Source organism: Corynebacterium lowii, from assembly GCF_001412085.1.
GTDB lineage: Bacteria > Actinomycetota > Actinomycetes > Mycobacteriales > Mycobacteriaceae > Corynebacterium > Corynebacterium lowii.
Genome location: NZ_LKEV01000002.1, coordinates 19,536 through 35,642 on the forward strand (window position 1 = coordinate 19,536; position 16,107 = coordinate 35,642).

The 16,107-nt window shown below is 63.1% G+C and carries 16 protein-coding genes and 7 tRNA genes; 12 read left to right on the forward strand and 11 right to left on the reverse strand.

Annotated features, from left to right (window positions below; translation table 11 throughout):
* Nucleotides 1–32: 32 nt before the first annotated feature.
* From pgsA to Clow_RS03435, 7 genes are all read right to left on the reverse strand, one after another.
* Nucleotides 33–698: a phosphatidylinositol phosphate synthase gene (pgsA, locus tag Clow_RS03405; protein ID WP_055176413.1), complete on the reverse strand. Its 666-nt coding sequence runs from the start codon at nucleotides 696–698 to the stop codon at nucleotides 33–35.
* Entirely contained in the window at nucleotides 691–1,344 is a 654-nt protein-coding gene (locus tag Clow_RS03410; RefSeq protein WP_082418511.1) for an HIT family protein, read from the reverse strand. Before Clow_RS03410 ends, pgsA begins: the two co-directional genes overlap by 8 nt.
* The gene (gene thrS / locus Clow_RS03415) at nucleotides 1,316–3,376 is read right to left on the reverse strand and encodes a threonine--tRNA ligase (protein ID WP_055176417.1); all 2,061 of its coding nucleotides are present in this window, start codon (nucleotides 3,374–3,376) and stop codon (nucleotides 1,316–1,318) included. The genes Clow_RS03410 and thrS overlap by 29 nt, the downstream gene beginning before the upstream one ends.
* A 193-nt stretch (nucleotides 3,377–3,569) precedes the next feature.
* Nucleotides 3,570–4,790 carry a Dyp-type peroxidase gene (locus Clow_RS03420; protein ID WP_055176419.1) on the reverse strand — a complete coding sequence of 407 codons (1,221 nt, stop codon included), beginning with the start codon at nucleotides 4,788–4,790 and terminating at the stop codon, nucleotides 3,570–3,572.
* 15 nt (nucleotides 4,791–4,805) lie between these two features.
* Complete coding sequence (locus Clow_RS03425; RefSeq protein WP_055176422.1) at nucleotides 4,806–5,372, reverse strand: copper chaperone PCu(A)C; 567 nt, start codon at nucleotides 5,370–5,372, stop codon at nucleotides 4,806–4,808.
* Between the two features lie 5 nt (nucleotides 5,373–5,377).
* Nucleotides 5,378–5,920 carry a copper resistance CopC family protein gene (locus Clow_RS03430; protein ID WP_245625688.1) on the reverse strand — a complete coding sequence of 181 codons (543 nt, stop codon included), beginning with the start codon at nucleotides 5,918–5,920 and terminating at the stop codon, nucleotides 5,378–5,380.
* 196 nt (nucleotides 5,921–6,116) lie between these two features.
* Nucleotides 6,117–6,191, reverse strand: a tRNA-Val gene (locus tag Clow_RS03435).
* Between the two features lie 277 nt (nucleotides 6,192–6,468).
* On the opposite strand from Clow_RS03435, the gene Clow_RS03440 reads away from it, so the two are divergent.
* The 9 genes from Clow_RS03440 to msrB all read left to right on the forward strand — a co-directional run bounded on the left by Clow_RS03440 (nucleotide 6,469) and on the right by msrB (nucleotide 9,539).
* Nucleotides 6,469–6,541 (forward strand) — tRNA-Gly (locus tag Clow_RS03440).
* 20 nt (nucleotides 6,542–6,561) lie between these two features.
* Nucleotides 6,562–6,633 (forward strand) — tRNA-Val (locus Clow_RS03445).
* Between the two features lie 19 nt (nucleotides 6,634–6,652).
* Nucleotides 6,653–6,728, forward strand: a tRNA-Gly gene (locus tag Clow_RS03450).
* A 32-nt stretch (nucleotides 6,729–6,760) separates the two neighbouring features.
* A tRNA-Cys gene (locus tag Clow_RS03455) sits at nucleotides 6,761–6,834 on the forward strand.
* Between the two features lie 7 nt (nucleotides 6,835–6,841).
* A tRNA-Val gene (locus tag Clow_RS03460) sits at nucleotides 6,842–6,913 on the forward strand.
* A gap of 19 nt (nucleotides 6,914–6,932) precedes the next feature.
* Nucleotides 6,933–7,005: transfer RNA gene (locus Clow_RS03465), tRNA-Gly, on the forward strand.
* Nucleotides 7,006–7,085: 80 nt separating this feature from the next.
* Nucleotides 7,086–7,781: a pyrimidine reductase family protein gene (locus tag Clow_RS03470; protein WP_055176424.1), complete on the forward strand. Its 696-nt coding sequence runs from the start codon at nucleotides 7,086–7,088 to the stop codon at nucleotides 7,779–7,781.
* Between the two features lie 5 nt (nucleotides 7,782–7,786).
* Entirely contained in the window at nucleotides 7,787–9,136 is a 1,350-nt protein-coding gene (locus Clow_RS03475; protein ID WP_211256923.1) for a glycosyltransferase family 87 protein, read from the forward strand.
* Complete coding sequence (gene msrB, locus Clow_RS03480) at nucleotides 9,129–9,539, forward strand: peptide-methionine (R)-S-oxide reductase MsrB (RefSeq protein WP_055176427.1); 411 nt, start codon at nucleotides 9,129–9,131, stop codon at nucleotides 9,537–9,539. The genes Clow_RS03475 and msrB overlap by 8 nt, the downstream gene beginning before the upstream one ends.
* A 21-nt stretch (nucleotides 9,540–9,560) precedes the next feature.
* Here the strand turns inward: msrB and hemQ are convergent, their stop codons facing one another.
* A complete protein-coding gene (gene hemQ, locus Clow_RS03485; RefSeq protein WP_055176430.1) occupies nucleotides 9,561–10,262 on the reverse strand; it encodes a hydrogen peroxide-dependent heme synthase in 702 nt (233 codons plus the stop codon).
* Between the two features lie 121 nt (nucleotides 10,263–10,383).
* Here hemQ and Clow_RS03490 point away from each other — a divergent pair, with 121 nt between their 5' ends.
* Genes Clow_RS03490 through Clow_RS03495 form a run of 3 tightly spaced genes read left to right on the forward strand, consistent with a single transcriptional unit; the run spans nucleotide 10,384 to nucleotide 12,240 of the window.
* Nucleotides 10,384–11,037 carry a DUF3000 domain-containing protein gene (locus Clow_RS03490; protein ID WP_245625689.1) on the forward strand — a complete coding sequence of 218 codons (654 nt, stop codon included), beginning with the start codon at nucleotides 10,384–10,386 and terminating at the stop codon, nucleotides 11,035–11,037.
* Nucleotides 11,034–11,345, forward strand: a complete 312-nt coding sequence (locus Clow_RS12030; RefSeq protein ID WP_245625690.1) for a 3'-5' exonuclease family protein — start codon at nucleotides 11,034–11,036, stop codon at nucleotides 11,343–11,345. The genes Clow_RS03490 and Clow_RS12030 overlap by 4 nt, the downstream gene beginning before the upstream one ends.
* 7 nt (nucleotides 11,346–11,352) lie before the next feature.
* Nucleotides 11,353–12,240 carry an HRDC domain-containing protein gene (locus tag Clow_RS03495; RefSeq protein ID WP_245625691.1) on the forward strand — a complete coding sequence of 296 codons (888 nt, stop codon included), beginning with the start codon at nucleotides 11,353–11,355 and terminating at the stop codon, nucleotides 12,238–12,240.
* On the opposite strand, the gene dxs is transcribed toward Clow_RS03495, so the two are convergent.
* From dxs to Clow_RS03510, 3 genes are read right to left on the reverse strand one after another with little or no spacing between them, the layout of a single operon-like run.
* Complete coding sequence (dxs, locus tag Clow_RS03500) at nucleotides 12,237–14,141, reverse strand: 1-deoxy-D-xylulose-5-phosphate synthase (RefSeq protein ID WP_055176433.1); 1,905 nt, start codon at nucleotides 14,139–14,141, stop codon at nucleotides 12,237–12,239. The two genes, Clow_RS03495 and dxs, sit on opposite strands and share 4 nt — an antisense overlap.
* Nucleotides 14,142–14,193: 52 nt before the next feature.
* Nucleotides 14,194–15,462, reverse strand: coding sequence for a class I SAM-dependent RNA methyltransferase (locus tag Clow_RS03505; protein WP_055176436.1), 1,269 nt, complete (start codon nucleotides 15,460–15,462; stop codon nucleotides 14,194–14,196).
* Nucleotides 15,449–16,072: a DUF3159 domain-containing protein gene (locus Clow_RS03510; RefSeq protein ID WP_211256935.1), complete on the reverse strand. Its 624-nt coding sequence runs from the start codon at nucleotides 16,070–16,072 to the stop codon at nucleotides 15,449–15,451. The genes Clow_RS03505 and Clow_RS03510 overlap by 14 nt, the downstream gene beginning before the upstream one ends.
* Nucleotides 16,073–16,107 lie beyond the last annotated feature (35 nt).

Sequence of the window (16,107 nt, forward strand, 5' to 3'; positions counted from 1 at the left end):
TGCCGCCCTTTCTTCGGGTTAGTTCTGCGCGGTTATTTTTGAGTGTCCTGTGCGCTCGCTTCCTGCGAGCCCGCCGGCGGAGCGGAAAGCTGACCCGCCAGCGGAGAACGAGAGGCCATGTACAGGCGTTGGACCACGGTAAATATCGAGCCCACCGCCAGAATCCACACGGCCACATCCACGGCATAAGGAACTCCCATGCCGTGCAGGCCAATGCCCACCAAGCCAATGATAAGCCGCTCCGGGCGTTCGATGAGCCCGCCCACCATCGTGAAACCGCTGGCCTCTCCCCTGGCCTTCACATAGGAGATCACCTGGGAGCACACCAGCACCACCAAGGACGCCGCCACCAAGGGCTGCGAGGCCTCGTAGGAATACACTAGCCACCAGGTGATAGCGGAGAAAAGGGCGCCGTCGGTGATCCGGTCACAGGTGGCGTCGAGAGTGGCACCGTACTTGGTGCCCCCGCCGCGCAGGCGTGCCATCGTGCCATCGATCATGTCCGTGGCGGCGAAGAAACCCGAAAGCACCGCCGCCCACACCAAGTGGCCGCTGGGGATCAGGATGACGGCCACGGCGATGGTGAGCACCGTCCCCGCCACCGTGATCGCATTGGGGGAAAGCCCCACTTTGAGCAGAGCGGAGGCCACCGGCTCAACGACGACCGCCGCCGGGCGCCTGCCATAAACGCTAAGCATGAGCATCCTCCTCCGCGATCTGTGCCCACCCTTCGGCCAGAAGCGCGCGGGTATCTCGCAACGTCTGCGGAAGAACCTTGGTTCCGGCCAGGACGGTCATAAAGTTCGCGTCTCCCGACCACCGCGGCACCACGTGCATGTGGAGGTGATCGCGCACAGAGCCACCCGAGCCCTGCCCCAAGTTGAACCCCACGTTCACGCCCTGCGGGCGCGCAACCCGCTTGAGGGTACGCACCGCTCGCTGCGCAAAGGCCATGAGTTCCGCGCTCTCCTCGCCGTTAAGCTCTTCAAGCTCGGCTACCTTGCGATAGGGAACCACCAGCATATGGCCCGTGTTATAGGGAAAGAGATTGAGCAGGCAATACACGCTCTGGCCCCGGGCCACGATGAGGGATTCCTCATCGCTGCGCCGGGGGGCCTCCACGAAGGGGTCCTCTAGGGGCGAGGCCACATAGTTCATGCGGTAGGGAGCCCACAGCCTTTGCAGGGCATCGGGCTCTCCCGCCCCGCTATCCTGCCAAGTTTCCGTAGCGGAGGTGTCCGCAGCGGCGTTATCCGTGGCAGCGTTGCCAGTGGCGGCGTCGTCGGTAGCGGTGGTTTCCGTAGCGGTATTTCCCTTAGCGGCGCTGTGCAAGGCGGGCCTCATTTGGCTGTTCGTTGATCCGATCGCTCACCCAGGAGGCAATGAGGTTCACGGCCTCGTCCACGGGTACGCCATTGATCTGGGAACCGTCCAGGAAGCGGAAGCTCACCGCTCCGGCCTCCACGTCGCGCCCACCGGCCAGCAGCATGAAGGGAATCTTGCCGGTGGTGTGGTTGCGGATCTTCTTTTGCATGCGATCATCGGAGGAATCCACCTCGGCGCGGATACCCCTGGCGCGCAGGGCCTGCACCACGGTGTTGAGGTGGGGTACGAACTCATCGGCCACCGGAATACCCATCACCTGACGGGGAGCCAGCCAGGCCGGGAAGGCACCGGCGTAGTGCTCTAGCAGCACACCAAAGAATCGCTCAATGGAGCCAAAGAGCGCGCGGTGAATCATAATCGGGCGCTTCTTGCTCCCATCCGGGGCGGTGTATTCCAGCTCAAAGCGCTCCGGCAGGTTGAAGTCCAGCTGCACGGTGGACATCTGCCAGGTGCGTCCGATGGCGTCGCGCGCCTGCACGGAGATCTTCGGGCCGTAGAAGGCCGCACCGGCGGGGTCCGGCACCAGTTCCAGGCCGGACTTGGTGGCCACGTCCTGCAAAATCGTGGTGGCGCGCTCCCATACCTCATCATCGCCCACGTACTTATTCGGGTCCTTGGTGGAGAGTTCCAGGTAGAAATCGTCCAGGCCGTAATCGCGCAGCAGGGAGATGATGAACTCCAATACATCGGTGAGTTCCTGCTCCAATTGGTCCTCGGTGCAGTAGATGTGCGCATCGTCCTGGGTAAAACCACGGGCGCGGGTGAGGCCATGCACCACACCGGACTTTTCGTAGCGATACACCGTGCCAAACTCAAAGAGCCGCAGGGGCAGTTCGCGGTAGGAGCGCCCACGGGAATCAAAGATGAGGTTGTGCATAGGGCAGTTCATGGGCTTGACGTAGTAGTCCTGCCCCGGCTTGATTTCCTTGCCCTCAGCGTCATGCTCGGCGTCGAGCTGCATGGGCGGGAACATACCATCGGCGTACCAGTCCAGGTGCCCGGACTTCTTGAACAAATCGCCCTTGGTCACGTGCGGGGTGTTCACAAAGGAATAACCCGCGGCCAGGTGGCGCTGGCGGGAGTGCTCCTCCATCGCAAAGCGCACGATGCCGCCGTCCGGGTGGAATACCGGGAAGCCGGAGCCAATCTCATCGGGGAAGCTGAACAGGTCCAGCTCGGAGCCCAGGCGGCGGTGGTCGCGTTTTTCCGCCTCCTCCAGCATGGTGAGGTATTCCTCCAGGGCCTCCTTGGACTCCCAGGCCGTGCCGTAGATGCGCTGCAAACCGGCGTTGGCTTGGTCGCCACGCCAGTAGGCGGCGGAGGTGCGCATGAGGGCAAAGGCCGGGATGTACTTGGTGGTGGGAATGTGCGGGCCGCGGCAGAGGTCAAACCACTCCACTTCCCCGCTGCGGGGGTTCACGTTGTCGTAGGCCGTGAGTTCCCCGGCGCCGATCTCGGCGGCCTCATCGGAATCGGGGTCCACGTTGCCCTTGTCCTCGATGAGTTCCAGCTTGTAGGGCTCGTGGGCCAGGGCCTCGCGGGCCTCTTCCTGGGATTCCCACACGCGGCGCTCAAAGCGCTGGCCGGACTTAATGATCTTCTTCATCCGCTTTTCCAGCGTGCGCAGGTCCTCCGGGGTGAAGGGCTCGGCGGCGTCGAAGTCATAGTAAAAGCCGTTCTCAATGGCCGGACCGATGCCAAGCTTGGTGCCGGGGAACTCTATCTGCACGGCCTGGGCCAGCACGTGGGCTGCGGAGTGGCGGATCACGGAGCGTCCCTCCGGGGAGGCAGCGGGCACGAGCAGGAACTCGGTATCCACCTCCGGGGCGTGGGAGAGATCCCGGAGGTTGCCCTCGGGATCCTGAGCGCACACAATCGCCTCCGGGCCCTTGGTGGGAAGTTCCAGTTCCCTCATCGCCTTGCCCACCGGGGTACCAGCGGGAACCAGCAGGGCCTGCTTATTGGCGGGGTGTTCAGCGGGGTTCACCATATTGTTGCGCTCCTCCTTGCGCTCATGCGGGAGACGGCATACCGGGCCGCCCCCGCTACTGTCATGCCTCCGCCCAGGCTTTCCCGCTCGGTGTTTGCTTTTCGACGCCGCGCCCAACGGAGCACCGGCGCAGCGCAATCAGGTAGCAGAGAAGCCAGGACAGTAACCGCTGAACAGCTTACCCCGAGCGGGGTCAGGCGAGCAGTTCGGCTCCCCAAAAATCTCCCCGGCCTGCATCTGTTCCCGGCGGAATAAAGTACACAGCCGAGCCAATATGCGTGATCCACTGGTTGAGGCGATCGGCCTCATCCAAGCGCTGCTGAATCGGCGTGAATTGCACCATCGGGTTCTTCTGGAAGCAAATAAATATCTGCCCGGAATTGGAGCGATCTTCCGCGCCCGGTTCCGGGGCGATGTCCCAGTTATAGGGGCGGCGCAGAATCTTTTGCTCCGGATGATCCGCCGGGGCCGTAGCGCGCGCCATGTGACTATTCGGGTCAATGGCGGGGAGGCCATAGCCATCGCGGGCCTCAAAGTCTGCGGGCGTGTGTTCCTCTCCCCCGGATAGCGGGGCCCCGCTATCAAGAGTGCGGCCCACCACCACCTCGCGCGAGGAGCGGTCTAATTTCTCCCACTCGTCCATGTGCATCTGGATGCGCCGCACCACCATCGCGGTTCCGCCACGCTGCCACGGTTCCCCCTCGTCAATCCACACCTGATCGGCTAATTCTTCCTCACCGCGTGGGTTGATCGTGCCGTCTTTTTGCCCAAAGAGGTTGCGCTTGGTCTCACCGCGGTTGTTCCCCTGGCCCGCCGAGGGCCCATTGGCGGAAACGAACCCCTGCTGCAACCAGGCCACGTCCGCATAATCGGAACCGGAGCGCACCATATTGCGCATCGCGTGAGCCACGGTGAAGGGATCATCGCCGCAGATTTGCAGCACCAGATCGCTCTGCCCCCAGCGCTCATCCAGGCGATCCTGCGAGAAGGACGGAAGAGGGGCCAGCCACTCGGGGCGTCGATAAGCAATGCCCGCAAGATCAAAGAACCTCGGACCAAAGCCACAGGTGATGGTCAGATTTGCCGGGCGGGAGGTCAGTTCCGGTTCCAGGCTGCCGCGCGGGGTGCGCCCGGCACACAGCTCGCGGGCGTCCTCCGTCCACAGCCGGAGCAGCCGCTTCAACGCCTGCTTATCTGTTCCCTCCTGCACAGAGAAAGCCACCAGGTTAAGGTGCGCCTGCTCCGGGGTGGCAATCCCCGCCTGGTGCGGACCATCAAAATCCACCGTGCTGGTGGCGGGGTCTACTATCGACGCCCCGGCTTCCTCAGCCCCCTGCGCGCAGCCCGCCAAGGCGAAACCGCCCGCAGAAAGGGACAGGCCGGAGAGGAATCCCCTGCGACTCAGCGAGGTCATCTGGCCTCATCCTTCCTAGTGGTGGTGCTCTCCGTGGCCTTGCTCGCCCTGGTCTCCTTGATCCAGGTCACCGTAGTTCTCATCGCCGGCGCCGATGGTGCGAACCGGAATCGGATCGAGCTCCACCGAAGAGCCATCCGATAGTTCGAGGGTCACGGTAATCTCATCCCCGGCGGCCACGGGATTGGCATAGCCCATCACCATCATGTGATCCCCACCGGGCTTGAGCTCGTGAGAGCCGTGCGCCGGGATGGTATAGCCACCCGATTTCTCCCGCATCACCCCATCTACCACCTCATGCAGCTGATACTGGGCCTCGCCCAGGGAGGTGGTAAAGGACTCCACCGTGACATCCTCATCGGTGTCATTGACCAGCGTTCCAAAGATACTGGTCATATCGTTATCCTCCCCCTTGGCACGCACCACGGCGTCGTCAAGGCGCAGGGAGGCTTTCGACGCCTCTGCAGAGGTCGTTGCCGCCGCGCTCGACGCCCCGGAGTCGCCCTCGTCATTCGAGCAGGCGGCCAACGTCAATCCCAGGGCCAGGGTCACAATGCCAGCACCGATTTTCACGCTTTTCATGTTCTTTACTCCTTAGTAAAACGACGCTGCCGCGCTATAGCCAGCACCACAACCGCCGCTAGGACCAGTACCCCCGCGCCGCCGATGATCCATGCCAGCGGCCCGGAGAGGGACGGTTCCTCATCCTGGTTTTGTTCCTCGGCGGAGGCGGTTTCCTTTGCCTCCCCGGCCACGCTAAAGGTGGTCTTTCCCCTGGTAGCGTGACCATCCGAGGAGGTGATCTGGAAGCCCACCGTGTAATCGCCGGCACCGGGGTGAACGTCCTCGGGCACCGCAATGCTTACCTCCTGACCGTCCAGCTCCGGTTCCTGAGAAAAAAGAACCTCGTTGGTGGCGGAATCGCTCACGGCCACGGTATTAAAGGTGTCCTTGGGGATACCGGAGAAGGTCAGCACGATCTCCCGTGGAAACTCCTCCACGGTGCCACCATCCTCCGGGGTGGCGGCAATCACGCTATCGTGAGCGCTCACGGCGCTGGGGGCCATCGCCCCGAGTGCGAGCATCACCGCAACGGAAGCGCCTATGCGGGTGCGAACGATCTTTGCCACCAAGATTCACCTCGATTAATTCCAGATTGATACGGATGAGAACAGGATACTCGGGCCGATTTTCCAGCACGGAATCCTATGAGAGGAGTCGCGGTGGGGCGCAGAATAGTTCCGGTGCTGCTCGTCACTCATATTGCCGGGGCGTTAAACATGCGAAAAACCGCAAGATAGCTTTTACTATCCTGCGGTTCTTGATTGGTGGTCCCAGCTGGGATCGAACCAGCGACCTTTCCGGTGTGAACGGAACGCTCTTCCACTGAGCCATGGGACCGTAGCTTGCCGTGTGGCTTGCGAGAAATAAGTTAACACGCGGCGGCTTTCCTCTCCTAATTCGCTGGTCAAGATGGCTATTGCGGCTTGAAGGTGCACAGCACAGAGGTAAACGCACACTCGTGTAGTTACAAGCACGGAACCTTCCCCGCGCCAAGGCATTGGCCCGTGACGCCGGTCAATGGGGCACGGAACAGGCGATTTGTTTTCCGCGCCCCACTCAGGCTAGAGTTTGTCAACGCACAACGACGGCACAATAAAGCCATCGAAAGTGCAGTGCGGATGTAGCGCAGTTGGTAGCGCATCACCTTGCCAAGGTGAGGGTCGCGAGTTCGAGTCTCGTCATCCGCTCCGGGTAAATCCCCTGTTTCGCGCGTTTAGCTCAGCGGGAGAGCGCTTCCCTGACACGGAAGAGGTCACTGGTTCGATCCCAGTATCGCGCACAGAGGAGAAATCCTCGATGCGGATGTAGCGCAGTTGGTAGCGCATCACCTTGCCAAGGTGAGGGTCGCGAGTTCGAGTCTCGTCATCCGCTCCAGTACGTCATGTACTATGAGGCGGTTACGCCACGGTGGAATGGCCGAGTGGTGAGGCAACGGTCTGCAAAACCGTGCACACGGGTTCGATTCCCGTTTCCACCTCCATTGTTTCGCGCGTTTAGCTCAGCGGGAGAGCGCTTCCCTGACACGGAAGAGGTCACTGGTTCGATCCCAGTATCGCGCACAGAGGAGAAATCCTCGATGCGGATGTAGCGCAGTTGGTAGCGCATCACCTTGCCAAGGTGAGGGTCGCGAGTTCGAGTCTCGTCATCCGCTCTCTTTTAAGGCCGCACCCGTGAAAATACCGGGTGTGGCTTTCTCGTTTTCCCACCCTTCACCGTAGTAGCCTGTGCCCCATGACTGGCCTCAACCATCTGCTCGGCACCGATCAGGATGACGAACTTACAGTCCGCGGAATCATGGTTTCCACGCTCACCGGTTCCGCAACGATCAAGCATCGCTCCCAAGACCTCGGCAATGACACGGACCATGCACTGCTCATGGCCGTGCGGGATTGGGCCGACGTGGTTCTCGTGGGCGCAGGAACAGTACGCGCGGAGGATTACGGAGGGGTACAGCCCACCCCATCGCGCCCCCGCCCCGCCCCCATCGCCGTGCTCTCACGCGGCCTCGATTTCGATTTCCACGCGCAATTCTTCCATAACTTCACCACCCCACCGATCTTCCTCACCCCTCGCACCACCCTTGAATCCCCCGCCCTCGCCCCCCAGCGCCAGCTCATTGAGGAGATAGGAGGCCGTATCCTCCCCTGCGATTCCCCCGCCGAGGCCGTCTCCGTTCTGCGCGCCCAGGGTTTTAACAAGATCGCCTGTGAGGGCGGCCCCAGCGTCCTAGGAGCCCTCATCGAGGCCGACCTCATCGACGTCATGCACCTCACCTTTTCCCCCATCCTGAGCTCACGGGTGGAACTCCCCCTGGTGCCATTGGCGCAAGAAAAAGAAGAAGCCGCCGTGGTATCCCACCTCAGCCTGGAACACACCGCAGTGGACGAGGATTCTACGCTGTTCCTGCGCTATCGGCGTATAAGGTAATGAGGGTGCCTGTAGCCCTACGATCCCTGCAACACCGCCTGGACAACACCTTCGTAGCCCAGCGCCCCATCTCCGCTGCGCCCCCGCGGCTACCGGGTGGTCCGAGGTGGCTCAGCGCCACGTTGTGGCTCTTTGCGCTCTTTTCCTGGCTTCGGCTGCTGATCTTCGACGCCCCCGCGCACAAGGGCACCGATGATTTCTCCACCGTTTTCCAAGCCCTGCGCCGCTTTCTCGACGGTTCGGTGGTGTACAACGAGTCCTATCAGCACGTGGACCCGCACTACCTCTACAATCCCGGCGCCACGCTGCTGCTCAGCCCCTTCGCCTTTGGCAATGCTGCCGACGCCGCCCGCACCTGGTTCATGGTGGCCAATGCCGTAGCGATCATCGTCGCTCTCCTGTGGCTGGCCCGCCTGTTTCATATCCCATCCGGCCATTGGTTCACCCCCTTGGCGCTCATGCTGGCCAGTCTCACCGAGGCCGCCCGCAGCACCGTCTTGTTCAATAACATCAACGGTATTCTCCTGCTGCTCCTGGTGGCCTTCATCTCTTTGACGCTGCGCGATCGCCAGGTTGCCGCGGGCATCATGCTGGGGCTCGGGATCGTCGTTAAGCCCTTGTTTGCCCCGCTCCTTGTTCTCGCCTTGGTGAAGTTCCAGTGGCGCACCATCGCCAGCGCCCTCGCCGTAGTCTTGGCCCTCAACGCCGTGGCCTGGCCACTGATGAATCAGCCGGAAAGATATTTCACGGTGGTTACCCCCTATCTGGGCGAGGTTCGCGATTATGCCAACTCTTCCCTACCGGGCCTGGCGATGTATTTTGGCATGCCCACGGCTCTGTACACCGCGCTCTTTTGCGTGGTGGCCGCCTGCGTGGCCCTAAGCGCCGTGGTGTTGCTGCGCTGGCGTCATACTGACCCGCTGCTGTGGTTGGTCACCTCTTCTTCCCTGATATTCACGGGGGTATTCCTTCTTTCTTCCCTGGGGCAGAAGTACTATTCCCTGCTGCTCCTACCCCTGCTTTTCACCGTCACCCAGGCCCGCAGCGTGCTCCACCACTGGCTGCCGTGGGTGGGAATATATCTCTTCCTCGGCCCCCAGGGTTTTCCCTCCGATTCCTGGTATACGCAGTACATACTCGTTATCCTCACCGCTCCCGTGGGCTGGGCGATTCTTCTGCTAAGCGCCACGGGTACCATCCTGGGCTGGTGGCGCAGTGAGTCCACACCGCCACCACAACCACCTCAGCAAGCACCACGACGAGCGCGCCACGGCGCCCCACAACGCAATAATCTCCCCGCTCGCCGCGTTACTCAACACAGAAGGACCCCACGAAGGAGGCATAACCATGACTGATTTCAAACTCATCACCGATGCCCAATGGCGCGAACGCCTCAGCGCAGAGGAATATCGCGTGCTGCGCCAGGCCGGTACGGAGGCCCCGCACGTGGGCGAATACACGGATACCACCACCGAGGGCGTGTATTCCTGTAAGGCCTGTGGCACTGAACTATTCCGTTCCACGGAGAAGTTCGAGTCCCACTGCGGCTGGCCTTCCTTCTTTTCCCCCAAGGACACCGATACCGTCATCGAGCGCGATGATTACTCCCTGGGCATGAAGAGGACCGAGGTGCTTTGCGCCTCCTGCGGCTCGCACCTCGGCCATGTTTTTGCCGGTGAGGGTTATAACACCCCCACCGATCTGCGTTACTGCATCAACTCCATCAGCCTTTCCCTAGAGGAAAAGCCGGTGGAATAGTAGGCCCCGCTCAACCTCGCTCTACGCCAGGCCATCGAGCAGTTCTGCGGCATTATCCACGCGCCGCCCGCTGTAGAAGGGCACTTCCTCGCGCACGTGCAGGCGGGCCTCGGTGTAGCGCATCTTGTGCATGAGATCCACGATGCGATCCATGCTCCCGGCCTCAAAGGCCAGCATCCACTCGTAGTCTCCCAGGGCAAAGGCGGTGGTGGTATTGGCGCGCACATCCTTGAAGCTGGCGGCGGCGCGCCCGTGCTCGGCCAGGATTCGGCGGCGGTCGGCGGGGTCGAGAATGTACCAGTCGTAGGAGCGCACGAAGGGGTACACCGTCATCCAGCGCTCCGCTTCCTCCCCCATGATGAAGGAGGGCAGGTGAGACTTGTTGAACTCCGAGGGGCGGTGAAGGCCATTGCCGCACCAGACCAGCTCGGAAACCTGACCCAGGGTGGTCTCACGGCGGAAGGTGTTGAGGGCTGCTTGCAGGTCGGAGAACTCCTCGGCGTGCCACCAGATCACAAAGTCCGCCTCGGCCTTGAAGCCGGAAGCCAGGTAGACGCCGCGGACGGTGACCTTCCCGGCGTCGGCAAGCTCATCGAGGAAGCGCTGCACCTGCGCGGCGGCCTCGGTGCGCTCGCTGCCCAGGGCGCCGGGGGCGGTGCTAAAGACCGCCCACTGGGTGTAGCGCTGTAGTTTGTTGAGTTTTTCCAGGTCAAGTTCAGCCATGATCTGGCGACCTTCCTTCCACTATGAGACTCATAGGAACGTACTACCCCATCATAAGTTGTAGATACCGCCGATGCTTCCACCCGCCCCTCGGCGCGCCTTCACAGGAAGTAGCGCCGCAGTGTCTACCTTGGTGGGCGTGATACGTTCCGATTCCTCAACGACGCCCCAGCCGCTCCCCCAGCGGGCACCGCAGGATTCCCAAGCATGGCCCGCCGCCTTCTCAGCCGCGGTGGAATCCATGCACGCGGCCCGGCTGCGTCCTGAGTTATCCCTGGGCACCATTCGCCCGCCGCAACGCCTGGCCCCCTATAGCCACGCCATCGGCCTGGAAGTACACCACGGTGAGGTGGATCTGGTGCCCCAGGACACCGAAGGCGATGCCTTTGGCCGCCTCATCCTGCTCCACGACCCCAAGGCGGAGGACGCCTGGGAAGGGGCCATGCGCCTGGTGGCCTATATCCAGGCCGACATGGACGATGAGGTAGCCGCCGACCCCCTCCTGCCCGAGGTGGCATGGCAGTGGCTCACCGAGGGCTTAGAATCCCAGGGCGCGGAACTGAGCAACCTGGGTGGCACCGTGACCTCCACCTCCTCCGTACGCTATGGAGAAATCGGTGGCCCGCCGCGCGCATACCAACTAGAACTGCGCGCCTCCTGGACGGCTAAGTCGGAACAGCTATCCCCCCACGTTCAGGCTTTTGCCGAGGTACTAGCACACGTGGCGGGACTTCCCCCCGAGGGCGTGACGGAGCTTTCGCGCCCGCGCTCATGAACCCTATTCCCCTGCTCACCCCACGCGAGGGAATACCGGAACTCGCCCGCAGCGGCGAGGACTTCCGCCGCGCCGCCCACCTGTTGAGCCAGGGGCGTGGCCCCTTTGCCATCGACACCGAACGCGCCTCTGCCTACCGCTACGACGACCGCGTATTTCTTCTCCAGGTGCGCCGCCGGGGTGCGGGCACCTTTCTCTTTGCCCCCGAGGGGCACCGCGCGGAACTCAGCGCGGCCCTGCGCCCGGTGCTGGGCGCAAAACCCTGGGTGCTCCACGCCGCCCCCTTCCGATCTGCCCAGCCTCTATGAACTGGGATTGCGGCCCAGCCGCCTCTTCGATACAGAACTCGCGGCGCGCCTGGCCGGATACGAGCGGGTCAACCTCGCCGCCATGACGGAAGAACTCTGCGGATACAGCCTCGCCAAGGGCCACGGTGCCGAGGACTGGTCCACCACACCCCTGCCCCAGGAATGGCTGGCCTACGCAGCTCTAGACGTGGAACTCCTCCTTGAGCTCGCAGAAGCATTGGCAGAAATCCTCGATCAACAGGGCAAACTGACCTGGCTAGAGCAGGATTGCGCCGCACTCATCGCGGATACCACCCCGCCGCGCCACCACTGGACCGCGCTCAAAGGCCTGGGCCGCCTGCGTTCCGGGGAACAGCGCGCCCGCGCCCGCAGCCTCTGGCAGGCACGCGATGACCTAGCCAAGCGTATCGACGTCGCCCCCGGCACCCTTCTCTCCGATAAGGTACTGCTCGCCATCGCCGCCGAACCTCCGGCGCGGCCCGGGCACCTGTGGACGATACCTGGTTATTCCCGCCGCTTCGACGAGCACAGCCGCACCTGGTTTGAGGCTGTCAAGCAGGCCCGCGCGCTCGATCCCGCCGAGGACACGGCACCGGCCCCCTCCCCGGTACCGCCTCATTCCCGCTGGCCCCACCTGGCCCCGCGCGCGGCCGCCCTCCTCAGCGAGGCCAAGGAGGCATACCGCCTCTGTGCCGAGAACCTGGGAACCCCCGCCGAAAATATCTTGCGGCCCAAGATCATGCGCGCGGCCATCTGGGAGTTCGCGGAGGAAGAAAACATCCACGATTCCGCCGACCTACGCGCCTTTCTCTCCCGCCGCGGGGCCCGGCCCTGGCAGGTAGAAATCAGCGCCGCCGTGCTCGGGCCACTGCTATGGGGCTTTCCCCGAGTCTAGGATTCCTCGGGGTAAAGAGCGCCGAGCCAGCCCTCAATGCTGGCCGTCATGGAGGGAGCATCGAGGCCCACCTCGCTCAGCAACTCACCCCGGGAGGCATGGGCCGGGAATACATCGGGGAAGGCCAGGTGACGCACCGGGGTATCCACCTCGGCGGCAGCCAAGACCTCGCTGATCTGGGCACCGATTCCGCCGCGCACCACGCCATCCTCGATGGTAACCACCAGGTCATGATCGGCCGCCAACGCAATGAGCGATCCCGGAATGGGAGATACCCAGCGGGGATCAACTACCGTGACTCCCACCCCGGCCTCCGCGAGGTTCTGTGCGGTCGTCAGGGCCTCCCCGGCCAGGGCACCGATGCTCACGATGAGCACATCCACCGCGTCCTCCGGGCCGTCGCTGTAGCGCAGCACCTCCACGCCGTCATCAAGCTGCCCCACGGCCGGTATCGGCTCCGGCACCTCCCCCTTGGGGAAGCGCACCACCGTGGGGCCCTCCTCCACGGCCACGGCCTCGCGGAAAAGCTCGGCCAGGCGCTGCCCATCGCGGGGGGCGGCAATCGCCAAGCCTGGAACCAGGGAGGCAATCGCCAAATCCCACACGCCGTTGTGGCTGGGGCCGTCCGAGCCGGTGACCCCGGAACGATCGAGTACCAAGGTGACCGGCTGCTTAAGCAGGGCCACATCCATGAGGAGTTGGTCGAAGGCTCGGTTGAGGAAGGTGGAATACAGCGCCACCACTGGGCGCAGACCTCCCAGGGCCAGGCCCGCCGCCGAGGTCAGCGCGTGCTGCTCCGCGATACCGACGTCAAAGAAGCGCTCCGGGTATTTTTCACCGAAGGGGGCCAAACCCGTGGGACCCGCCATCGCGGCGGTAATCGCCACCACGTCCTCGCGCTGCGCGCCCAGGCGCAGCATCTCCTTGGAAAAAATGGAGGTCCAGCTGGGGCCCTTAGCCGCACCCACCGCCCGGCCGGTCTGCGGATCAATCACCCCGGTGGAGTGCATGAGATCGGCTGATTCCGTGGCGGCGGGGCCATAGCCCCGGCCCTTTTCCGTGACCACATGCACGATAATCGGCTCATCATAGTCCCTGGCGTATTCCAGGGCGGTATCTAGCGCTTTGAGGTTATGCCCATTAACCGGCCCCACGTACTTCATGCCCAGCTCGGGGAACATCTCGGTGGGAATGACCGAGGATTTCACTCCCTCCTTGAAAGCGTGCAGGGCGGCAAAGGCGTGTTCTCCCACCCAGCCCAGAGATTTGAGGGTGCTCTTGCCCTGTTCCATCACTCGGTCATAGGTGCGCATCATGCGCAATTCCGCGAGGTTTGCGGCAAAACCACCGATGGTGGGCGAATAACTGCGGCCATTGTCATTGACCACAATGACCACCTTGCGGCTCTTATCCGCCGCGATATTATTCAGCGCCTCCCAGCACATGCCCCCCGTCATCGCGCCATCGCCCACCACGGCCACCACGCTGCGATCTCCCTCCCCACGCAATTGGAAGGCCTTGGAAAGGCCATCGGCATAGGAAAGGGCCGCAGAGGCGTGGGAGGATTCCGTCCAGTCGTGCTCGCTTTCTCCGCGATCGGTATAGCCGGAGAGCCCGTCCTTCTTGCGCAGGGTATCAAAGCGATCACTGCGCCCGGTGAGGATCTTGTGCACGTAGGACTGATGAGAGGTGTCAAAGATCATGGGATCACGTGGGGAATCAAACACCCTGTGCAGGGCCACTGTGAGTTCCACCACCCCCAAATTGGGGCCAAGGTGACCGCCGGTGGCGGAAACCTTGGCCACCAGGAAATCCCGTATCTCCTGGCATAACCGCTCCAATTGCTCAGCATCCAGCGCCTTTAGGTCTGCGGGCGACGATATTGCACGGAGAATCTCCATCAGTCTGCTCGGCTCCTTCTGCCTCACACAGGCGATTAGCGTTTGCTCTACTTTACCCCCGGCGCTCCCCTGGAATAAGTAGGGCCATCACTTCACTGTGGTGCGTACCGGGGAAGGCGTTAATCAGCTCCATCTTCGCCACGCCATACCCATTTTCCCCCCACGCACGCAGATCGCGGGCAAAGGTGGCGGGATCGCAACCGATGTGCACCACCGCTCGCGGGCCCGCCTGAGCAATCCCATGCACGACGTCGGCCCCCGCACCGGTGCGCGGGGGATCGAGTACCACGGCCTGCGGAGCGGGCAGGGTACCCAGGCAACGCTCCACGCGGGAGCCGCGCACCACCACGTCATAGGGCTCTAAGCAGGGCTGCGGCGTATCCGTAGCCGCGTGCGAGGCATCCACGGAATAGATCTTGGCCCGCTCTCCCAGGGCCGTTGCCAGCGGAGGCACAAAGAGTCCCACACCGCCGTAGAGATCCCAGCCCACCTGGGGCTTATCGCCTTCTCTGTTTCCCAACGCCTCGCTCAGCCAGCGTTCGATGCGCTCGCTATAGGCCTCCGGGGCGCGGCGGTGTGCCTGCCAAAAGGCCGTCACCGGAAAGGTGAAGGTATGCCCCGCCACCGTGTGACTCACCTCGGAGGGCCCCTCCAAGGCCTTATCAATGCGCTCCGTGCGACGCCCCCGCGAGGCCTTGCGCGTTTCTACCACGTGGCGCTGCCCATCATCGCCCATCACAGCCACGACCTCCGCGCCGGGGCGGAACGTGCGGGAATCAGAGCCCACGATTCCCTCCAGCAGGCCTTCTACCGGCTGCGAGCAGGCCACCTCGCTCACGATCTCGTGGGAGCCTAAGCGACGCACCCCCGCGCGGCCCTGGGCGTCCACCCCCAGGCGGGTACGGGTGCGCCACTGGGAATCGGGTTCCAGGGCCGTCACGGTGAGGTTATCCACCGTGAGTCCGCCGATGCGCGCGAGCTGATCGCGCAGCACCTCTTCTTTGAGTTGAAGCTCCGCCTGCGGGGTCAACGCCGCATAATCGCAGCAGCCAGCCCCGTGCCGGGCGGCCTCGCAGCGCCAGGGTCCGCGCATGTCCGAGGGCTCGATAATCTTTTCCACCTGGCCGCGCAGGAAACTGCGCTTGGCCTTGGTTACGCGGACCTCCGCGGTATCGCCGGGAAAAGCCCCGGCCACAAAGATCACGCGGCCATCGACCGTGCCGATCCCTTCCCCGCCGTGGGCCATGCGCTCAATGCGCACGCGCACCGTCGTGCCCAATTCCACTGCGCCTAAGTCCCCGCCGGTTTCAGTGTTCGTCATCGAAGCTCTCTTTCTCGGTTTCCCCTACCGCTGCCTTCTCTACCGCCTCAACGGCCGCGTCCGCGCGGCGCACCATGAAAATAGTAAATACCGTGACCACTCCCGTGAGCGGCCAGCCCATGAGGATGCGCACCACGGCCAAGATCGTGGTGGAGGAATCATCGTAGAGGTACTTCTGCACGAAGAAGCGCGCGAAGAACACTATTGCCCAGCCCAACGTGGCCCAGGCATAGGCGCGACGAGCAGAGCCGACGGTACGCCAGGCCATTTCCTCGCCGTTGAGGCCCTTCCAAATCACGCCCACCAAGGGCCATCTCAGCGCAATGGAGATCAACGCCGCCGCGCCAAAAACGAGGGAAACCCAAATGCCGTAGAGGAAGTACCCTTTGGCGTCGCCCACTTTCCAGGCGATCACGGCGCAGATAGCCACGCCGAGCACCCCGGAGAAAGCCGGTTGCAGAGATTCCTTGCGCAGCAAGCGCCATACGAAAATCAATATGGCGGTGCCAAAGGCCGCGATCAGCGCCGGAGTAAGCCCCCAGAGCGTATTGACCGGGACGAGCACCAACACCGGGAGGGTGGAGGAGACGAGGCCGGTAAACCCACCCATCTGCTCTAGCAAGGTGGGTTCTGCGGTCTCTACGT

Excerpts from the sequence above, each read along its gene's own strand:
- Clow_RS03425 (WP_055176422.1), bottom strand. The coding sequence starts at position 5,372 with ATGAAAAGCGTGAAAATCGGTGCTGGCATTGTGACCCTGGCCCTGGGA.
- msrB (WP_055176427.1), top strand. The coding sequence starts at position 9,129 with ATGACTGATTTCAAACTCATCACCGATGCCCAATGGCGCGAACGCCTC.
- Clow_RS03510 (WP_211256935.1), bottom strand. The coding sequence starts at position 16,072 with ATGGGTGGGTTTACCGGCCTCGTCTCCTCCACCCTCCCGGTGTTGGTG.
- hemQ (WP_055176430.1), bottom strand. The coding sequence starts at position 10,262 with ATGGCTGAACTTGACCTGGAAAAACTCAACAAACTACAGCGCTACACC.
- thrS (WP_055176417.1), bottom strand. The coding sequence starts at position 3,376 with ATGGTGAACCCCGCTGAACACCCCGCCAATAAGCAGGCCCTGCTGGTT.
- Clow_RS03470 (WP_055176424.1), top strand. The coding sequence starts at position 7,086 with ATGACTGGCCTCAACCATCTGCTCGGCACCGATCAGGATGACGAACTT.
- Clow_RS03420 (WP_055176419.1), bottom strand. The coding sequence starts at position 4,790 with ATGACCTCGCTGAGTCGCAGGGGATTCCTCTCCGGCCTGTCCCTTTCT.
- Clow_RS03505 (WP_055176436.1), bottom strand. The coding sequence starts at position 15,462 with ATGACGAACACTGAAACCGGCGGGGACTTAGGCGCAGTGGAATTGGGC.
- Clow_RS03410 (WP_082418511.1), bottom strand. The coding sequence starts at position 1,344 with ATGAGGCCCGCCTTGCACAGCGCCGCTAAGGGAAATACCGCTACGGAA.
- Clow_RS12030 (WP_245625690.1), top strand. The coding sequence starts at position 11,034 with ATGAACCCTATTCCCCTGCTCACCCCACGCGAGGGAATACCGGAACTC.
- dxs (WP_055176433.1), bottom strand. The coding sequence starts at position 14,141 with ATGGAGATTCTCCGTGCAATATCGTCGCCCGCAGACCTAAAGGCGCTG.
- pgsA (WP_055176413.1), bottom strand. The coding sequence starts at position 698 with ATGCTTAGCGTTTATGGCAGGCGCCCGGCGGCGGTCGTCGTTGAGCCG.